Origin of the sequence: Ornithinibacillus proteolyticus (assembly GCF_039581225.1) — a bacterium.
Taxonomy (GTDB): Bacteria; Bacillota; Bacilli; order Bacillales; family Amphibacillaceae; genus Ornithinibacillus; species Ornithinibacillus massiliensis.
This window is the reverse complement of sequence record NZ_JBCPXV010000052.1, coordinates 1-19,011: the sequence shown is the minus strand read 5'-3', so window position 1 is coordinate 19,011 and position 19,011 is coordinate 1. Positions and strand designations below refer to the sequence as shown.

The window sequence follows — 19,011 nt, the reverse complement described above, 5'->3', positions numbered from 1 at the left end:
TTCTTTAGAATCAGTGAGTGAATGTGGTGCAGAAGGGAAACTGTTCGGTGGGCCTTTAAGGCCGAGGCCGGTAATAGAGGCTTCCAGCCGCAGAGCAAACCACCAGTTCACACTGGTGGTTTTGATTAAATTTAAAATTTGCTCAAATGATAACAGTTTGTTAAAGTGAAAATTAGAAAAATTAGGAGGTGGCTGAACATGAAAATGTTGGATGCCAAAGAAATTATTAATTTTATTTCAAATAGTAAAAAGAGTACACCTGTAAAGGTTTATATAAAAGGTGATAACTTGAATTCACTATCCTATGGTACTATTCAAGCCTTTGTAGAGCAAAGAAGTGGGGTACTATTTGGGGAGTGGGATGAGGTTTCGGCATTTTTAAACGAACATAAAAATGCAATCACTGACTTTGTAATTGAGAATGATCGTCGTAATTCGGCAATTCCTTTATTAGACCTAAAAAATATTAATGCTCGTATCGAACCAGGTGCTATTATACGTGATCAAGTAGAAATTGGAGACGGTGTTGTTATTATGATGGGTGCCATGATTAATATCGGAGCAGTAATTGGTGACGGTACGATGATTGATATGAATGCGGTGTTAGGTGGTAGAGCGACGGTAGGAAAGAATTGTCATATTGGAGCCGGAACCGTGTTGGCTGGTGTGATTGAACCGCCTTCTGCAAAACCAGTAATAGTGGAAGATGATGTTGTTATTGGTGCTAACGTTGTTGTATTAGAAGGTGTGACAATTGGTAAGGGTGCTGTTGTTGCTGCCGGGGCAGTGGTTACTAAGGATGTTGCTCCGAATACATTAGTTGCCGGGACACCAGCTAGAGTATTAAAAGAAATTGATGAAGGAACAAAGGCTAAAACGGAGATTATGCAAGAACTTCGTAATCTAGATAATTAGAGCAAGGAGAAAACCGATGGAGCTTCAGGAGCTGAAGGAAATACGTAGAGATTTACATCGAATTCCAGAATTGGGGTTTCAGGAATGGAAAACCCAAGAATATTTATTACGGTTTATTCATGAAATAGCAACAGATCGCGTAGAGATACAAACATGGAAAACAGGTATACTTGTAAAGGTGTCTGGTTTAAATCCAAAGAAAAAAATAGGATACCGCGCAGATATAGATGGGCTTCCGATTGAAGAACTAACGGCTTCTGCGTTTGCCTCTACACATGAAGGAAAGATGCATGCATGCGGCCATGACTTTCATATGACGATTGCGTTAGGAGCGTTGAAAGAGGTTATAGAGCATCCTATCCAAGACGATGTCGTCTTTGTATTCCAACCTGCTGAAGAAGGGCCAGGTGGAGCATTGCCTATGATGCAATCAGAGGAATTTCAAAGATGGAAGCCGGATTGTATTTTTGCACTTCATGTTGCACCTGAATATTCCGTTGGTACTATTGCTAGTAAGCCGGGGTTATTATTTGCCAATACAAGTGAATTATATATTGATTTTATTGGAAAAGGTGGGCATGCTGCCTTTCCACATTTAACGAAGGATATGGCTATAGCCGCAGGGAGCTTTATCTCTCAAGTGCAACATATTGTTTCTCGAGCTATGGATCCTCTAGATAGTGCAGTTGTAACAATTGGAAAGATGTCTAGTGGACATGTGCAAAATGCTATTGCTGAAACGGCTAGGCTAGAAGGGACAATCCGAACGTTAAAGCCTGAAGCGATGACAAGAATAAAGCAAAAGATAGAGAAAATGGCTCAGGGGTTTGAGATTAGTCATGATTGTGAAATAAACATTAACTATGGTTCCAATTACTATCAAGTATATAATGATTCTGACTATGTCCAGTTATTAAAAGCTGTTGTGGAGCAATCCGAATTTGTCTATTTAGACGCTAAGAAGGCAATGACTGGGGAAGATTTTGGTTTTATGTTAAAGGAAATTCCAGGCTTTATGTTCTGGCTCGGTGTCGACTCACCCTACGGATTACATAATGCGAAACTGTCTCCAAAGGAAGAGGCGCTCGAGATCGGTGTTAAAATAGTAAGCCAAATGCTTAAAACCATATCGTCAAAGGAATAATAAAATAGAATATATTCTTCACTTTCGGTAAAACTAAAGTTGTAAATTGCATACTTAGAGGAGTGAAGAAGATGGCTAGAATCGGGGTAGAAGAATCCCTAACTGATGTTAAGGAAGCATTAATGGCAATGGGTCATGAAGTCATTGAATTGAAATCAGAGGCGGATACAGCGCATTGTGATTGCTGTGTAATCTCTGGACTTGACAAAGACGTCATGGGAATGGCGGATACAAGTATAGCAGGACCAGTAATTAATGCGAGTGGACAGAACGCTGAAGAAATTGCTCAAATGGTAAACGAAAAATTAAGCTAGTATGATCAAGAAGAGACTCGTTATGTATGAGACCACTGAAAATCTTATGTTTTTTCAGTGGCCTCTTTTTTTATCCTTTTTCATTATAAAAAATTTTTTAATAAATTTTGAAAAAGAGGTGGTAATTTATTTCGGAAACCGTTATATTAGTAATTACGTGAATAAAAGAAATTAACGTCAGGGGGAGGGGAATGGATGGATACATTTAAAAAGCTCAAACAATTTTATTGGCCTTATAAAAACTACTTCTTTGGATCATTATTTTTCTTGTTTTTTGTAACGGTTATTACAGTTGTGTATCCGATCATTTTACAGTTAACAATTGATGAAGTTGTAGCAAAAGAAAAATATGAGTTAGTTCCTTATATTGCTACAGTGTTTATCGTTTTAATGCTTATTAAGGGAATTGCTACATTTTATCACCAGTTTTTAGGGGACCGTTTTGGTGTAAGTACAGTCTATGAATTACGTGATGCATTGTACAAGAAGCTTCAAGTCCTATCATTTAAGTATTACGATAACGCTAAAACAGGAGATATTATGTCACGTCTAACTGCAGACGTAGAAGGTTTTCGCTTCTTCTTATCTTTTGGATTTTCCGAGTTGATAAGGATAATTTTACTTATCGCGATTAGTTTAAGTGTCATGTTTTATTACTCTGTGTCCTTAACATTAGTAACAATGGCGGCAATGCCTTTCCTCATTTTAGTAGCAATGCGGTTTGAAAAGCTTGCACACGTAGCATTTAGAGGGATAAGAAAATCCTTTGGGAGACTAAACACAAGGGTACAAGAGAATATTAGCGGTGTGCAAACAGTCAAATCATTATCACGAGAAGATTTCGAAATTGGTAGGTTTTCCACAAGTAATGCAGACTATCGTCAAAATTACATTAAAACATCAGAGCTTTGGGCAAAGTACTTCCCATTAATGGAGTTTATTGGGAATGTGTGTGCTGTTGCATTACTTGGATTTGGTGGATATTTAGTTATTAATGGTAGTTTAAATCCTGGTGAGTTACTAGCTTTCTTTAGCTTAGTTTGGTATATCATGGGACCATTAATGAATGTTGGTTACGTTATTAACATGTTTTCACAAGCGAAAGCATCAGGGGAAAGACTTCGTGAGATATTAGAAGCGAACGAAGATATTGTAGTCAAAGAAAATGCGACTAAAGAATCAATCAAAGGTCATGTGACATTTAAACATGTAACCTTGACCTATACAAAAGATGATGATTCCGCACTTAAGAATATTAGCTTTGATGCGCCTCCAGGTAAGACGATTGGGTTAATCGGAGGTACAGGATCAGGTAAAACAAGTATTACACAATTAATTACTCGATTCTATGAACCTGAGGGTGGTGAGGTACTGGTCGATGGCAGACCTGTTCAAGACTATGATCTGAAGACATTGAGAAAACATATTGGATTTGTGCTGCAGGAATCGTTTTTATTCTCTACTACTATTCGTGAAAATATTGCGTATGGTAATCCAGATGCAACGGATGAACAGATAATAGATGCAGCAAAGCGTGCACAAGCACATGAGTTTATTATGGAAATGCCAAAGGGATATGACACGTTACTTGGTGAAAGAGGTATGGGATTATCAGGTGGTCAAAGACAGCGTATTGCGATAGCGCGTGCCATATGTGTAGATCCTAGTATTCTCGTTCTTGATGATGCCACATCCGCTGTAGATATGGAAACAGAATTCCGTATCCAACAAGCATTAAAGGAAGTCATGAAGGGGCGTACTTCCTTTATCATTGCTCACCGAATTTCCTCCTTAAAACATGCGGATGAAATTATTGTATTAGATAATGGTGAGGTTGTGGAAAGAGGTAGCCATGAGGAGTTATTAAAACGAAATGGTGCCTACAGGCGAATTTATGATATCCAATATCAAGACCATGATACGATCATGAATGCTGTGAACTAAGGGGGGATCAAGATGGCAAGTAAAAAAGAGAGTATTCCTGACAAAAGACATTTAAAACGATTTTATTATACGATAGATCAAGCGATAGAAAAGCCCTTTAACTGGAAGCAGATATGGCGTTTGCTTGTATATTTAAAACCATACACGAAAACATACTTACTAGGTGCAATTATCGCTATGATTGTATCCACGGCTATTCGCTTAGCAATCCCTATCTTAATTAGTAAGGCTGCGTTTGATATAGCAATTGCGAATAAAGATACGAAACTATTAATCAATCTCGTTATTGTGATAGGAGTTCTGTACCTTATAAGCTATATTGCGAACTATTTAAGAATTAAATGGGTGAATTTGCTAGGGCAACATGTCATTTATGATTTAAGACAGCATTTATTCACTCATGTACAAAGCTTATCTAATAATTTCTTTGATAAAAGATCTGCAGGCTCTATCCTAGTTCGAATTATGAATGATACCAACTCCTTACAAGAGTTATTTTCGAACGGTATCATCAATTTATTAATGGATATTGTTACATTACTTGGTATTGTTACCATTCTATTTACTTTAAGTCCTAAATTAGCAGTTGCAGTAATGGTTATTTTGCCGTTAATGTTTTATATTACAACAGTATTAAGAAGGAAGATTCGTCGTACATGGCAGGAAGTTCGTATTCAACAATCCCGTATGAATTCACATTTGAATGAAAGCATTCAAGGTATTCGAATCACACAGTCGTTTACACAGGAAAAGGAGAATACTGAGTTCTTTAATGGGTTAAATACAGACACTTATTCTGCATGGATTGATGCGACAAGAAAAAGTGCTATGTTCCGTCCGTTTGTAGAAATGAGTAATGCCATAGGAACAGTAATACTAATTGCCTATGGGGCGCATTTAATTATTTTAGGACCCGATGCGGGTGGTATAGCAGTTGGTACCTTTATAGCCTTTGCCTTCTATCTAGGTATGTTCTGGGATCCTATTTCTCGATTAGGTCAGATGTATAATCAGCTGCTTGTAGCCATGGCTTCATCGGAACGGATTTTCGAGTATTTAGATGAAAAGCCGAATGTTGATGAAGCGGAAAACCCGTATGAATTTACTGAAATGAAAGGGCATATTGAATTTGAGAAAGTTCAATTCTCCTATAATAATGACCGGATTGCACTACATGAAGTATCTTTAGAAATGAAGGCAGGTCAGACAATTGCGTTAGTAGGACATACGGGAAGTGGTAAATCGACTATTGCTAATTTAATTAGTAGATTCTATGATCCGTCAAAAGGGCAAGTGAAGATTGATGGACATAACTTACGAGATGTGTCATTAAAGAGCTTACGTAAACATATCAGTGTAGTTTTACAGGATACCTTTATTTTCTCAGGAACGATTATGGAGAATATCCGTTTCGGCCGACCGGATGCAAGTGATGAGGAAGTTGTGGAAGCTGCTAAAGTAGTCGGGGCAGATGATTTTATTAAGCGTCTGGCAAAAGGCTACGAAACAGAAGTAGAAGAGCGAGGGAATATTCTTTCTGCCGGAGAAAGACAGTTATTATCATTTGCTCGTGCACTTTTAGCTAATCCTAGTATCATTATTTTAGATGAGGCAACAGCAAGCATCGATACGGAGACAGAGTTAAAAATACAAGCTGCACTACGAACATTATTGCATGGTAGAACAGCGATAATTATTGCTCATAGATTATCAACTATTAGAGAAGCAGATAATATTTATGTATTAGAACATGGAAAAATTCTAGAGAATGGAAACCATGATGAATTAATGGAGCAAAAAGGAGAGTATTATCATTTAGTACGCTCTCAATTTCAAATGCTCGATGCAATGTAACAGGAACAGGAAGCAATTTTCGCTAAGGAAATTGCTTCTTTTTCTTACAATTGTTAAAGTATAAATGATAGAAGGATACTGATGGAGGAACTTTTATGAGAAAAAAGGAATTTGCAGTTATTGGTTTAGGAAGGTTCGGGGGGAGTATTTGTCAGGAATTAAGCCGTGAAGGAATGGAAGTATTGGCTATAGATCGTGATGAGGAAAAAGTGAATCAATTTAAGCATATTGCTTCTCACGCGGTGATTGCTGACTCAACAGATGAAACGACATTAAAAGAATTAGGTATTAAAAATATTGACCATGTTATTGTTGCTATTGGTGATAACATCCAAGCTAGTATTTTGACAACCGTAGTATTAGTGGAATTAGGTGTACAGCGCATTACAGTAAAAGCGCAAAATGATTACCATGCTAAAATACTACATAAAATTGGAGCCCATCAAGTCGTACACCCGGAAAGAGACATGGGCCGAAGAATAGCACATAGTATTATTTCCAATAATATTGTTGATTATCTAGAACTTTCAGATGACCATAGTATTGTCGAGGTTAAAGCAGGCAAGAAGATGACAGGTAAGTCTATTATTGAACTCGATATACGTGCAAAATTCGGTTGTACAGTTGTTGCGATTAAGCAGGGGAGAGATATAAACGTATCGCCAACTCCAGACGATATACTAACAGAAAATGATATATTAGTGGTAGTAGGTGCAGATAAAGACATTGCTAGATTTGAAAGACAGCTAGTGATAGATGATTAAAATTCGTTTTAATGGAATGAATTTTGTTCATACTACATAAAAAAAGTCTCCTTAGGGATCATACCCGTAAGGAGACTTTCTTTTTTTAAACTTCCATAATAATCGGTAAGATCATTGGACGGCGTTTTGTTTTTTCATATAAGAATGGCGCAATTGTATCTGTAATTTCATTTTTAATCTCAGACCATTGTGTCGTTTTTCTCTCCATTACTTTATTCAAGTGTGCAGAAACAAGCTTTTGCGCTTGATTAATCATGTCCTCTGATTCACGCATATAAACAAAACCACGAGAAATGATATCAGGTCCTGCAGCAATCTTGAACTCCTTCATGTTGATACTTACGACTACAATAACTAATCCTTCTTCCGATAGAATACGACGGTCACGTAAGACGATATTACCTATGTCGCCAATACCACTTCCGTCTACATATACAGAACCGGAAGGAATCTTTCCGGATACCTGTGCAGTATCTTTACTTAAAGCTAGCACATCACCATTATCCATAACGAAAGAATTTTCTACATTTACGCCACACATTTCAGCTAATTTAGTGTGTTCCACTAACATACGGTATTCACCGTGAATCGGCATAAAGTACTTCGGTTGCATTAAGCGTAACATTAGCTTTTGTTCTTCTTGGCTTCCATGTCCAGAAGTGTGAATATCATTTAATTTGCCATGAATAACCTCTGCACCAGCACGGTACAACATATTGATGGTCTTGCTAACACTTAATGTATTTCCAGGGATTGGCGAAGAAGAAAATACTACCGTGTCACCAGGGATTATTTGGATTTGTCTATGTGTCCCATTTGCAATTCGAGATAATGCTGCCATCGGCTCACCTTGAGATCCGGTACAAAGAATGGTTACTTCATTTGCTGGGAGACGATTAATCTCGTTTGCTTCGATAAATGTGTCTTTTGGAGCTTGAATATAGCCCAGCTCTTGTCCTAACTTAATAGCAGATTCCATACTACGCCCAAATACAGCAACTTTTCGATTATAGCGAACAGCAGCTTCTACCATCTGTTGAAGACGGTAAATATTAGAGGCAAAGGTAGCAAAAATAATTCTGCCAGTTACACGACTGAATATATCGCTAATATTTGCTCCAACTACTTTTTCAGACAATGTAAAGCCTGGAACTTCACTATTGGTACTATCTGAAAGCAGACAAAGTACACCTTCTTTTCCTATTTCTGCCATTTTTGCTAAGTTTGCAGGTTCCCCAACTGGTGTGAAATCAAACTTAAAGTCACCGGTATGAACGATGTTGCCTGGTGGTGTCTTTACGACTATACCATATGCATCGGGAATACTGTGTGTGGTACGGAAAAAGCTAACAGATGTTTTACGGAATTTAATGATATCATCTTCTTGAATGGTATGTAATTTTGCATTTCTTAATAATCCATGTTCTTCTAATTTATTTCGAATTAAGCCAATCGCCAGCTTACCTGCGTAAATAGGAATGTTAATTTCACGCAGTAAATAAGGAATTCCACCAATATGATCTTCGTGACCATGTGTTACAATTAAGCCTTTTATTTTATCTTGATTTTGCACTAAATAGGTGTAGTCAGGAATAACATAATCAATACCAAGTAACTCATCTTCAGGGAATTTAATCCCAGCATCAATTAGAATTATTTCATCTTGAAATTGTACTCCGTACGTATTTTTTCCTATTTCACCAAGTCCACCTAGTGCAAATACTGCTGCCTGATCATTTTTTACGAATTTCATTTTTTAAACATTCTCCACTTTAAAATCTTCGGATTGTTTTTCATAGGCTAAATGTGCTTCATCTAGTGGATGGATGAATTCGATATTATAGTTGCGATCGCTTAATTTTTGTCTTACTTCCTTTTCAGAATCTGCCTCAACATAAAGGCTTTTAGAACGTTCTCGTACTGGTATTTCTTGTCTAGATTCTTGGTATATTACTTTAAAAATCATGCTATCTCTCCTGTCTCTCTCTATAACTTTATATTTACCATTCAAAAAATGTAAAGAAGATATCCGTTATTACTAATTAGCCTAAGCTTATTATGTAATTATTTCCGCTTAGAATCGGAATCCGTTTCATTCACTCATTCTAATCTAACGATTGACTTAGAGTCTATCGTACATCGTAACTATATTCCGCATCTTTATAATCCGTTCACACCAGGTAACTTAACAAAAAGACAGGTGAATGACTATGTTAGATTTATCATTATCGGTAGATTGGCTATCATTTATACCCTGCCTTTTTTTCTTTATTCTCTAAAAGTTGATGGTACACGTCCTCGGCCTAAAAAATCTTTCCAACGCTTCTTTAGCTTTTCTTTTAGGCGACGTAACATAAGGACATACACTCCTTTCAAAAGATTAAAGAAAAGCAAATATAATTTTCTACCGTCCAATCCCTCTTAATTATAGTATAGTATGGATTTGAAAATATTGAAATAAAAATCAACGATTTACTTTAAAAAACATTTTATTTAAGAAAGCTATTTAAACGTTAGTTAGGTACCAAGGTCCAGTTTCTTAATGTTATGTTTCTCGAGAATACCGTTTTCTATGCATGGTATAAAAAAGGGTCAGACCTTGTGGTCGACCCTTCATAACTAATCGATAGCTTTGGAATTTTCGGGAATTGCAAAAGGATTTTCTTTGTCGATGTGATCGTAGAACATAATACCATTCAAATGATCAATTTCATGCTGGAATACAATGGCAGCGTAACCCTTCAATCGAAGCTTTACTTGATTACCATCTATATCTGTAGCGGTAACGGTAATACGTGCATAACGTGGAACAAAACCTTCTACATTACGGTCAACAGATAGGCATCCTTCTCCTACTGTTAAATAAGCTTTCTCCACAGAATGACTTACAATTTTGGGGTTAAATAAACCGTAGCTATATTGATTGTCATTGCCATCCTCGAAATGAACAGCTATCATCCTTTTATTAATCCCTAATTGTGGTGCTGCTAGCCCTACACCAGGTCGCAAATTATATCGTGCACAGATTTTTTCATCTTGACTATTTTGTAAAAACTCAAGCATTTCTTTTAGTAAGGAAACTTCTTCCTCGGAAGGTGGAAGTGTTACTTCTCTTGCAACTTCCCTTAATGAAGGGTGCCCTTCACGTACAATATCATCCATAGTTAGCATTTTGATTCACTCCAACTCTATAATGGTCCTATATTTATCATATTATAGTCAATTCAATAGTTTATCATATAATTAGTTTGGAAGGCATATTTTTACTTATAGAAGACAAGCAATAATTAATAAATGCTTAATTGATATTTTATGATATACTATTTAACAGTTCTACACAGACTATTTATACGAGAAGTTTTGAGGGGGATAAGAAAACGTGAAATATAATCATTTAATCGTAGTTATTATGTTAGGAATGGTTTTCCTATTAGCTGGGTGTGGAAATAGTCCGGAAACACAAATATACAATCATTTAGAAGAGGCTGTTAAATTAGAAGAGGGTTTTCAGGAGCAACAAGATGAAATTACGAATCTAGAGCAGGAAGAACAGGAATTATATAAACAAATCATTGAGCTAGGGATTGAAGAATTAGATCAAATAAAAGAATATGCGGAAAGAGCGCTTGAGTCCATTGAGAAGAGAGACGAAAGAATAAACTTGGAGAAAGAAAGTTTAGACGCTTCTCGCGCAGAATTCGAACAGTCTAAAGAGTTGATTGAAGAAATAAAGGATGAAGATGTTAAAGAGAAGGCGTTAACGATGTATAACACGATGATCAATCGTTTTGAGGCATATGATAAGCTGAATCAGACATATAATGAGTCCTTAGAACTAGAAAAGCAATTATATGAGATGCTACAACGTGAAGATTTAGAGCAAGAAGCGTTGCAAGAACATGTAGAGAAGGTTAATTTAAAGTATCAAGAAGTAATTGAAGCGAATAGCCTTTTTAATGACTATACTTCTGAGTATAATGATTTAAAAAAGGACTTCTATGAAGTGGCGGAAATTAATGTGAAATATATTGATTAACGAAAACTAGCTTGTAAGAGAGCTTCCCTAGCATATGAGGGAGGCTCTCTTTTGTTTCAAAATGTAACAGAGCCAAATTGGAACTATAACAGTTTAACTCAGTGTTCAAGAAACTGTCTTAATTAGGATGTAAAAATATAAATCAAAGTAGTTGACCTATAGGGATTATATACGCTAAACTTTACATGTACTAAAAATTGTACCAGTATTTTTTGCAGAATTTATGTAACAGTTTTTGGCTGTTTCTCCACGTATGATTACAACCGATTTGCATGTAGACATAAATATGAGCAAATAGGTACAGATTTTCCAAGTTTTTGGGAAGGATAGTAAAGATAAATTTAAAAGGATATATGAAAGGAAGAGGTGAACTATTTTGAAACACGTTTTAGAGAGTGTTGAAAGTCAGTTCGAAATGTTCCAGATTCTTAATGAAGATGGGAAAATTGTCAATAAGGATGACATGCCGGATTTATCAGATGATGAATTAAAAGAGCTTATGAGAAGAATGGTTTATACTCGTGTATTAGACCAACGTTCGATTGCACTTAACCGTCAAGGACGTTTAGGCTTCTATGCTCCTACTGCAGGTCAAGAAGCTTCACAATTAGGTAGTCATTTTGCCCTAGAAAAAGATGACTTTATCTTACCTGGGTATCGTGATGTGCCTCAGTTGATTTGGCATGGCTTACCACTATATCAAGCGTTCTTATTCTCTAAAGGACACTTCCATGGAAACCAAATGCCTGAGGGAGTTCATGCATTACCTCCACAGATCATCATTGGTGCTCAATATGTGCAAGCTGCTGGTGTTGGTTTAGGTCTTAAAATGAGAGGCAAAAAAGCTGTAGCAATTACTTATACTGGTGATGGTGGTACATCACAAGGTGACTTCTATGAAGGTATGAACTTCGCTGGAGCATATGGAGCTAATAATATCTTTATCGTACAAAACAATGGTTTTGCCATTTCTGTACCTAGAGATAAACAAACTGCTGCTAAAACATTAGCACAAAAAGCTGTCGCAGCTGGTATTGAAGGTATTCAAGTAGATGGTATGGACGTTCTTGCTGTATATGCAGCGACAAAACATGCTCGTGAACGCGCAATTGCTGGAGAAGGCCCAATGCTAATTGAAACAATGACATACCGCTATGGTCCTCATACAATGGCTGGTGATGATCCAACACGTTACCGTTCAGCAGATCTTGATTCTGAATGGGAGAAAAAAGATCCATTAGTACGCTTCCGTAAATTCCTAGAAGGTAAGAAATTATGGTCTGAGGAAGAGGAAAATCAAGTAATTGAACAAGCAAAAGAAGATATTAAAGAAGCTATTAAAAAAGCTGATCAATATCCTAAACAAAAAGTTACTGATTTTATTTCTAATATGTTCGAGAAACTTCCAAGTAATTTAGTAGAACAAATGGAAGAGTATAAAGCAAAGGAGTCGAAGTAAAAAATGGCACAAATGACAATGATTCAAGCAATCACTGATGCACTACGCGTAGAATTGAAAAATGATGAAAACGTGTTAGTGTTTGGTGAAGATGTCGGCCAAAATGGTGGGGTATTCCGTGCTACAGAAGGCCTTCAAAAAGAATTCGGGGAAGATCGTGTATTTGATACGCCATTAGCTGAATCTGGAATTGGTGGTCTTGCAATTGGTCTAGCATTGCAAGGATATCGCCCAGTACCGGAAATTCAATTCTTCGGCTTTGTGTATGAAGTAATTGATTCTATTAGTGGTCAAATGGCACGTATGCGTTATCGTTCTGGTGGTACTCATACTGCACCTATTACTGTTCGTTCACCATTTGGTGGTGGAGTACACACTCCAGAATTACATGCTGATTCATTAGAAGGATTAATGGCACAACAACCTGGTTTGAAAGTAGTTATTCCATCTACTCCGTACGATGCAAAAGGACTATTAATTTCAGCTATTCGCGATAATGACCCTGTAATTTACCTAGAACACATGAAATTATACCGCTCTTTCCGTGGTGAAGTTCCTGAAGGTGAATACACAATCGAGCTTGGAAAAGCAGATGTAAAACGTGAAGGAAAAGACGTAACAATTGTAACTTACGGTGCGATGGTACATGCTTCTCTTAAAGCTGCAGAAGAGCTTGAGAAGAATGGAATTGATGTTGAAGTAATCGACCTACGTACGGTTTCACCAATTGACATGGATACTATTTTAGAATCAGTTAAGAAAACCAACCGTGTAGTTGTGGTTCAAGAAGCTCAGCGTCAAGCTGGTATTGCTGCAAATGTTGTTGCTGAGATTCAAGAAAGAGCAATTTTACATTTAGAAGCTCCAGTATTGCGTGTTGCTGCACCTGATACGGTATACCCATTCTCAGAAGCAGAAGAAGTTTGGTTACCAAATTACAACGACATCATTGAAAAAGTAAACACAGTAGTGAATTTCTAAAAGTAAAAGGAGGCTATTTAAATGGCTTTTGAATTTAAATTACCGGATATTGGTGAAGGAATCCACGAAGGTGAGATTGTTTCATGGATGGTAAAAGAAGGCGACGAAGTTAAAGAAGATGACATTCTTTGTGAAGTACAAAACGATAAAGCTGTAGTAGAAATCCCTTCTCCGGTAGAAGGTACGGTAACAAAGATATTTGTACAAGAAGGAGAAGTAGCTATCGTAGGTGATACACTTATTTCCTTTGATGCAGAAGGCTATGAAGATGCTGGAAGTGAAGAACCAGCTGAAGCTCCTAAAGAAGCAGCAAAAGAAGAAGCACCTAAAACAGAAACTGCTCCAACAAATGTACAGGCAGATGATAGTGTAGATGAAGGTAAACGTGTGATTGCTATGCCTTCTGTACGTAAATATGCTCGTGAAAACAATGTTAATATCAAACAAGTAACAGGCTCTGGAAATAATGGCCGTATCACGAAAGAAGATATTGATAATTTCTTAACAGGTGGCACATCTCAAGCTCAAGGTACAGAAGCTACTGCTACAGAAACAGCACCAGCAGAAGAAAAATCTGCTAAAGCACCTGTATTAGAAGGTGACTTCCCAGAAACTCGTGAGAAAATGAGTCCAATTCGTAAAGCAATTGCGAAAGCGATGGTTAATTCGAAGACGAAAGCACCTCACGTAACATTAATGGACGAAGTAGATGTTACAGAACTAGTTGCACATCGTAAGAAATTTAAACAAGCAGCAATTGATCAAGGAATTAAGCTTACGTACTTACCATACGTAGTAAAAGCTCTAGTTTCAGCTTTAAAACAATATCCTATTTTAAATGCATCTATCGATGATGCTACGGAAGAAATTGTTCAAAAACATTACTATAATGTAGGAATCGCTGCAGATACAGATAAAGGATTATTAGTTCCTGTAGTTAAAAATGCTGATCGTAAATCTATTTTCGCCATTTCTGCAGAAATTAATGAATTGGCAGAAAAAGCTAGAAGTGGTAAACTAGCACCAGATGAGATGAAAGGCGCTTCAAGTACTATTTCTAACATTGGTTCTGCTGGTGGTCAATGGTTTACACCAGTTATCAACTATCCAGAAGCTGCTATTCTAGGTATTGGCCGAATTGCTGAGAAACCAATTGTTCGTGACGGAGAAGTAGTAATTGCTCCAGTACTTGCAGTTTCCTTGAGCTTTGACCACCGTATTGTTGATGGTGCAACTGCTCAAATGGCCTTAAATCAAATCAAGCGATTATTAAATGATCCACAATTAATCATGATGGAGGCGTAAGGATTATGGTAGTAGGAGATTTTCCAATTGAATTAGACACTCTAGTTGTCGGAGCTGGTCCTGGGGGATATGTTGCTGCAATTCGTGCTGCACAATTAGGTCAAAAAGTTACAATCGTAGATAAAGGCGCTCTTGGTGGCGTATGTCTAAATGTTGGTTGTATTCCTTCAAAAGCACTAATTGAAGCTGGTCATTCTGTCGTTCATGCAAAAGGTAATGAAGATTTAGGTATTAAATCTGAAAATGTTACATTTGATTTTGCGAAGGTACAAGAGTGGAAAGCATCTGTCGTTAATAAGCTTACATCTGGTGTAGAAGGTTTATTAAAAGGTAATAAAGTGGATATCCTTAAAGGTGAAGTTTATTTTGTAGATAAAAATACAGTTAAAGTAATGGATGAAAAAACATCTCAAACATATACTTTCAAAAACTGTATTATTGCAACAGGTTCATCACCTATTGAAATTCCGACATTCAAATTCTCAGAACGTGTACTTGATTCAACAGGTGCATTAAATCTTAAAGAAGTACCGAAGAAAATGGTAGTAATTGGTGCAGGATATGTCGGCAGTGAGCTTGGATCTGCTTATGCAAACTTCGGAACAGAAGTTGTCTTCCTTGAAGGTGCAAAAGATATTCTAAGCGGATTTGAAAAACAAATGACTGCACTTGTTAAGAAACGTCTTAAAAACAAAGGTGCAACAATTGTTACAGAAGCAATGGCTAAAGGTGTTGAAGAAACAAAAGATGGCGTGAAAGTAACATACGAAGTTGGCGGAAAAGAGGAAGTTGTTGAAGCTGATTATGTACTAGTTACTGTTGGTCGTCGTCCAAACACTAGTGAAATTGGTCTTGAACAAGTTGGTATTGAATTAGACGAAAGAGGTCTAGTCAAAGTAGATAAGCAATGTCGCACAAATGTAGAAAATATCTATGCAATTGGGGATATTGTTCCTGGATTACCACTTGCTCATAAAGCTTCTTATGAAGGTAAAGTTGCTGCTGAAGCAATCAGCGGTGAAAAATCTGAGATTGACTATATCGGTATGCCTGCCGTAGCATTTGTTGAGCCTGAGCTTGCATCAGTAGGTTTAACGGAAGCTGAAGCGAAGGAACAAGGCTACAATGTAAAAGTGGCTAAATTCCCATTCGGTGCTAATGGTCGTGCATTATCATTAAACAATACAGATGGCTTCTTGAAGTTAGTTACACGTAAAGAAGATGGTCTAGTTCTAGGTGGTCAAATCGCTGGCCCTAATGCTAGTGATATGATTTCTGAAATTGGTTTAGCGGTTGAAGCAGGTATGACTGCTGAAGATATTGCTTTAACTATTCATGCTCATCCAACACTTGGTGAGATTACAATGGAAGCAGCTGAAGTTGCACTTGGAACACCTATTCATATGCTTTAATATTAACGTAAAGAGTGATGTTAGGTTCTTGTTGAACCGACATCACTCTTTTTTTGTACCATACTCTTAAATTCAGTAATAAAATCGATAAGGCTAATTTACTTAAATCAGATAGCTAGCCTATTTTTGACGTAATAGTACATTAACCTTTTCTTCTCATTTCAATTTCTTTAAATTCTTGTCTAAACGACTTTATCAGTGAGCCTACAATTAAAAGTAATATAATACTAAACGGGAAGGCAGCAATGATAGAAGCAGTTTGCAGTGCACCTAACCCACCCTGCCATAATAATACCGCAGCAGCACCAGACTGAATAATTCCCCAAATCAGCTTAACTGAATTGGGTGGATCTAGTCTTCCTCCAGTTGTTTGCATCCCTAATACAAATGTAGCTGAATCTGCTGATGTAATAAAGAAGGTACCAATTAACAAGATAGCTAAAAGCGATATGATGGTGGATAATGGGAATTGTTCAAGTATGGCAAACAGGACGGTTTCTTCACCAAGTTCACCTACATAATGAAAAATATCTAGTCCTTCAAAGAATTCTAAATGTATTGCCGAACCACCGAAAACGGTAAACCAAAGCGCACTAAAAATAGTAGGGACAAGTAAAACACCAAGTATAAATTCCCGAATGGTTCTTCCTCTTGACACTCTAGCGATAAACGTCCCGACAAATGGTGCCCAAGCAATCCACCATGCCCAGTAAAAAATAGTCCAGTCTTTGATCCAGGAAGTATTATCTTCATTAAAAGGTGTCATACGTAGGCTCATGCTTGGCAAATTTTGAATGTAATTGCCGATGGATGTAGTAAAGTAATTTAACATAAATGTGGTAGGTCCTAAAAATAACAGAAATATCATTAAGGCTACTGCAAGGACGATATTAGAGTTAGACAAATATTTCATTCCTTTATTCAAACCAGCGGATACAGAGAGCATATACAGAATTGTCACGATAACGATAATTAGCAATTGAAACAAGAAAGTTTGGTCGATTCCGAAGACAAATGATATTCCACCACTAATTTGTATCGCGCCAAATCCAAGAGAGGTGGCAACACCGAATACAGTTGCAAATACCACAATGAAGTCTATTATACTTCCCCATACTTCTTTTCCTTTTAAACCAAACAAGGGAACTAATATATCACTAACTAATCCTGATGAATGTTTTCTGAACTTAAAATATGCTAAAGCAAGTGCAATAGTGGCATATATAGCCCAAGGATGGAATCCCCAATGAAAAAGGCTATATTGAATAGCGGTTTTTGCTGCATCACTCGTCATAGAATCGCCATAGGGTGGATTGTGAAAATGTGACAATGGTTCTGCCGCCCCCCAAAAGACTAATCCAATTCCCATTCCTGCACTAAACAACATGGCAAACCATGTCAAATAAGAGTATTCTGGTTTATCGTTCGGTCTACCTAGCTTGATACCACCATATTTAGAGAATATAAGGAATAAGCAAAATAAGAGAAAACATGATGCACTGATTAAATAGAACCACCCAAATTTGTCTACAATATATGTTTGAATGGTCGAAGTAACTGCTTCTAGGTTTCCATTGGGTAACACACTATCCGGAATGATCCCCCAAATAATGAATAACAGACTAATGATTACTGAAATATAAAATACTTTCGTTACCTTATTCATATTAAATCAATCCTATCTGATTCTGTAATTAGTAGTGTCTATATTACTATCCCCAACTATTAGGAGAACTTTCGCAAAAATAAAGAGGTTGTCTTCTTTTTTTTCGTCGATTAAACTGAGTATATTAGGAGTAGATCATCAGGAGGGTGTTACATGAGAATAGCAGTTTTCGTTTTATCAACACTAGTTATTTTATTTTTATCTGCCTGTAGCCCCGGGCATGAACAAATTGAGGGAAGCAAGTCAGATGAGGTAGTAGGACAAACCAATCAAAAGTCTGAAAATGAAGTAAGTGAATTGGAAGAGGAAGAGACATCTAACGGGATAACGAAGGATAAGGAAGAGGAATCTAATCAAAAGAGTGAGGAAAATACAGAAGAAATTAAACCACAATACCGTGTTTCTGAAGATTGGTCAGTTGTTCCAATAGAAGATGGCATCAATGCGAAAGTTGTGTTACTTACCATTGATGATGCTCCGGAGAAGTATGCCTTACAAATGGCAAAAACGTTACAGGAATTAGATGCTGGTGCGATATTTTTTGTCAATGGGCATTTTATAGACACACCTCAAGAAGCAGAAGTATTAAAGGAAATTCATAATATGGGCTTTACCATAGGTAATCACACGTATTCTCATGTCAATCTTGAAAGCATAGTACATGATCCTGAAAAACAACGTGAAGAAATAGTTCGCTTGAATGATAAGATTGAAGAGATTATTGGAGAAAGACCTAAATTTTTCCGTGCACCTCATGGTATCAATACAGAAGACTCGAAAAAAATAGCGAAAGAAGAAAAAATGATAGTAATGAACTGGTCTTATGGGTATGATTACTTTACTCCTTATATGGATAAGGACAAGCTGATAGAAGCAATGGTAACAGGGGAAGGGCCAGAGGTAGATGTTCCATATTCTTTACTAAAGCCAGGAGCTAACCTCTTAATGCATGATCGCGAATGGACGAATGAGGCGTTAAGGGATATTGTGGAAGGACTTAGAGAACAGGGATATGAGATTGTTGACCCTGAGTTGATTGAGACAATAGAGTGAACTTCGTAAAATGGTACCAGTGAAAATTTTCACTGGTACTTTTGTGCGCTTGGCAGCGCTCCGAACTTAAGGGTGAAAGTCCCAAACACGCCGTAGTGGCGGAAGTGTATAGCTGACAGGCAGTGCATGCTCGTGAGGGAATGTGCGGAGGGCTTGAAGGCAAA

At 37.1% G+C, this 19,011-nt stretch carries 16 protein-coding genes; 12 read left to right on the top strand and 4 right to left on the bottom strand.

What is annotated here, in order from left to right; all coding sequences use genetic code 11:
- The first annotated feature begins 198 nt into the window (after positions 1–198).
- The 6 genes from dapD (at position 199) to AAIB49_RS17060 (ending at position 6,935) form a co-directional block, all read left to right on the top strand.
- Positions 199–915 carry a 2,3,4,5-tetrahydropyridine-2,6-dicarboxylate N-acetyltransferase gene (gene dapD / locus AAIB49_RS17085; protein WP_339215505.1) on the top strand — a complete coding sequence of 239 codons (717 nt, stop codon included), beginning with the start codon at positions 199–201 and terminating at the stop codon, positions 913–915.
- A 16-nt stretch (positions 916–931) separates the two neighbouring features.
- Positions 932–2,059 (top strand): N-acetyldiaminopimelate deacetylase, encoded by a 1,128-nt coding sequence (locus tag AAIB49_RS17080; protein ID WP_343458708.1) that lies wholly within the window; start codon positions 932–934, stop codon positions 2,057–2,059.
- A gap of 71 nt (positions 2,060–2,130) precedes the next feature.
- A complete protein-coding gene (locus AAIB49_RS17075; RefSeq protein ID WP_211741550.1) occupies positions 2,131–2,373 on the top strand; it encodes a YkuS family protein in 243 nt (80 codons plus the stop codon).
- Between the two features lie 195 nt (positions 2,374–2,568).
- Positions 2,569–4,317: an ABC transporter ATP-binding protein gene (locus AAIB49_RS17070; protein ID WP_343458707.1), complete on the top strand. Its 1,749-nt coding sequence runs from the start codon at positions 2,569–2,571 to the stop codon at positions 4,315–4,317.
- A 12-nt stretch (positions 4,318–4,329) separates the two neighbouring features.
- Positions 4,330–6,171, top strand: a complete 1,842-nt coding sequence (locus tag AAIB49_RS17065; protein ID WP_339215501.1) for an ABC transporter ATP-binding protein — start codon at positions 4,330–4,332, stop codon at positions 6,169–6,171.
- A gap of 95 nt (positions 6,172–6,266) precedes the next feature.
- On the top strand, positions 6,267–6,935 hold the full coding sequence (locus tag AAIB49_RS17060; protein ID WP_186868534.1) for a potassium channel family protein: 669 nt from the start codon (positions 6,267–6,269) through the stop codon (positions 6,933–6,935).
- A gap of 85 nt (positions 6,936–7,020) precedes the next feature.
- On the opposite strand, the gene rnjA is transcribed toward AAIB49_RS17060, so the two are convergent.
- The 3 genes from rnjA to def all read right to left on the bottom strand — a co-directional run bounded on the left by rnjA (position 7,021) and on the right by def (position 10,106).
- The gene (gene rnjA / locus AAIB49_RS17055) at positions 7,021–8,688 is read right to left on the bottom strand and encodes a ribonuclease J1 (RefSeq protein ID WP_339215499.1); all 1,668 of its coding nucleotides are present in this window, start codon (positions 8,686–8,688) and stop codon (positions 7,021–7,023) included.
- A gap of 3 nt (positions 8,689–8,691) precedes the next feature.
- Positions 8,692–8,901, bottom strand: a complete 210-nt coding sequence (locus tag AAIB49_RS17050) for a DNA-dependent RNA polymerase subunit epsilon (RefSeq protein ID WP_339215497.1) — start codon at positions 8,899–8,901, stop codon at positions 8,692–8,694.
- Positions 8,902–9,554: 653 nt separating this feature from the next.
- Positions 9,555–10,106: a peptide deformylase gene (gene def / locus AAIB49_RS17045; RefSeq protein ID WP_343458706.1), complete on the bottom strand. Its 552-nt coding sequence runs from the start codon at positions 10,104–10,106 to the stop codon at positions 9,555–9,557.
- A 208-nt stretch (positions 10,107–10,314) separates the two neighbouring features.
- Here def and AAIB49_RS17040 point away from each other — a divergent pair, with 208 nt between their 5' ends.
- The 5 genes from AAIB49_RS17040 to lpdA all read left to right on the top strand — a co-directional run bounded on the left by AAIB49_RS17040 (position 10,315) and on the right by lpdA (position 16,128).
- The gene (locus tag AAIB49_RS17040) at positions 10,315–10,971 is read left to right on the top strand and encodes a YkyA family protein (protein ID WP_339215494.1); all 657 of its coding nucleotides are present in this window, start codon (positions 10,315–10,317) and stop codon (positions 10,969–10,971) included.
- Between the two features lie 415 nt (positions 10,972–11,386).
- Positions 11,387–12,430 carry a pyruvate dehydrogenase (acetyl-transferring) E1 component subunit alpha gene (gene pdhA, locus AAIB49_RS17035; protein ID WP_339217780.1) on the top strand — a complete coding sequence of 348 codons (1,044 nt, stop codon included), beginning with the start codon at positions 11,387–11,389 and terminating at the stop codon, positions 12,428–12,430.
- A 3-nt stretch (positions 12,431–12,433) separates the two neighbouring features.
- Entirely contained in the window at positions 12,434–13,411 is a 978-nt protein-coding gene (locus tag AAIB49_RS17030; protein ID WP_343458705.1) for an alpha-ketoacid dehydrogenase subunit beta, read from the top strand.
- A gap of 21 nt (positions 13,412–13,432) precedes the next feature.
- Positions 13,433–14,716 carry a dihydrolipoamide acetyltransferase family protein gene (locus AAIB49_RS17025; RefSeq protein WP_339215491.1) on the top strand — a complete coding sequence of 428 codons (1,284 nt, stop codon included), beginning with the start codon at positions 13,433–13,435 and terminating at the stop codon, positions 14,714–14,716.
- A 5-nt stretch (positions 14,717–14,721) separates the two neighbouring features.
- Positions 14,722–16,128, top strand: a complete 1,407-nt coding sequence (lpdA, locus tag AAIB49_RS17020; RefSeq protein WP_339215490.1) for a dihydrolipoyl dehydrogenase — start codon at positions 14,722–14,724, stop codon at positions 16,126–16,128.
- A 142-nt stretch (positions 16,129–16,270) separates the two neighbouring features.
- Here lpdA and AAIB49_RS17015 read toward each other — a convergent pair whose 3' ends face one another.
- The gene (locus AAIB49_RS17015; protein WP_339215488.1) at positions 16,271–17,794 is read right to left on the bottom strand and encodes a glycine betaine uptake BCCT transporter; all 1,524 of its coding nucleotides are present in this window, start codon (positions 17,792–17,794) and stop codon (positions 16,271–16,273) included.
- 153 nt (positions 17,795–17,947) lie between these two features.
- On the opposite strand from AAIB49_RS17015, the gene AAIB49_RS17010 reads away from it, so the two are divergent.
- Positions 17,948–18,847 (top strand): polysaccharide deacetylase family protein, encoded by a 900-nt coding sequence (locus tag AAIB49_RS17010; protein WP_339215487.1) that lies wholly within the window; start codon positions 17,948–17,950, stop codon positions 18,845–18,847.
- Positions 18,848–19,011: the final 164 nt, after the last annotated feature.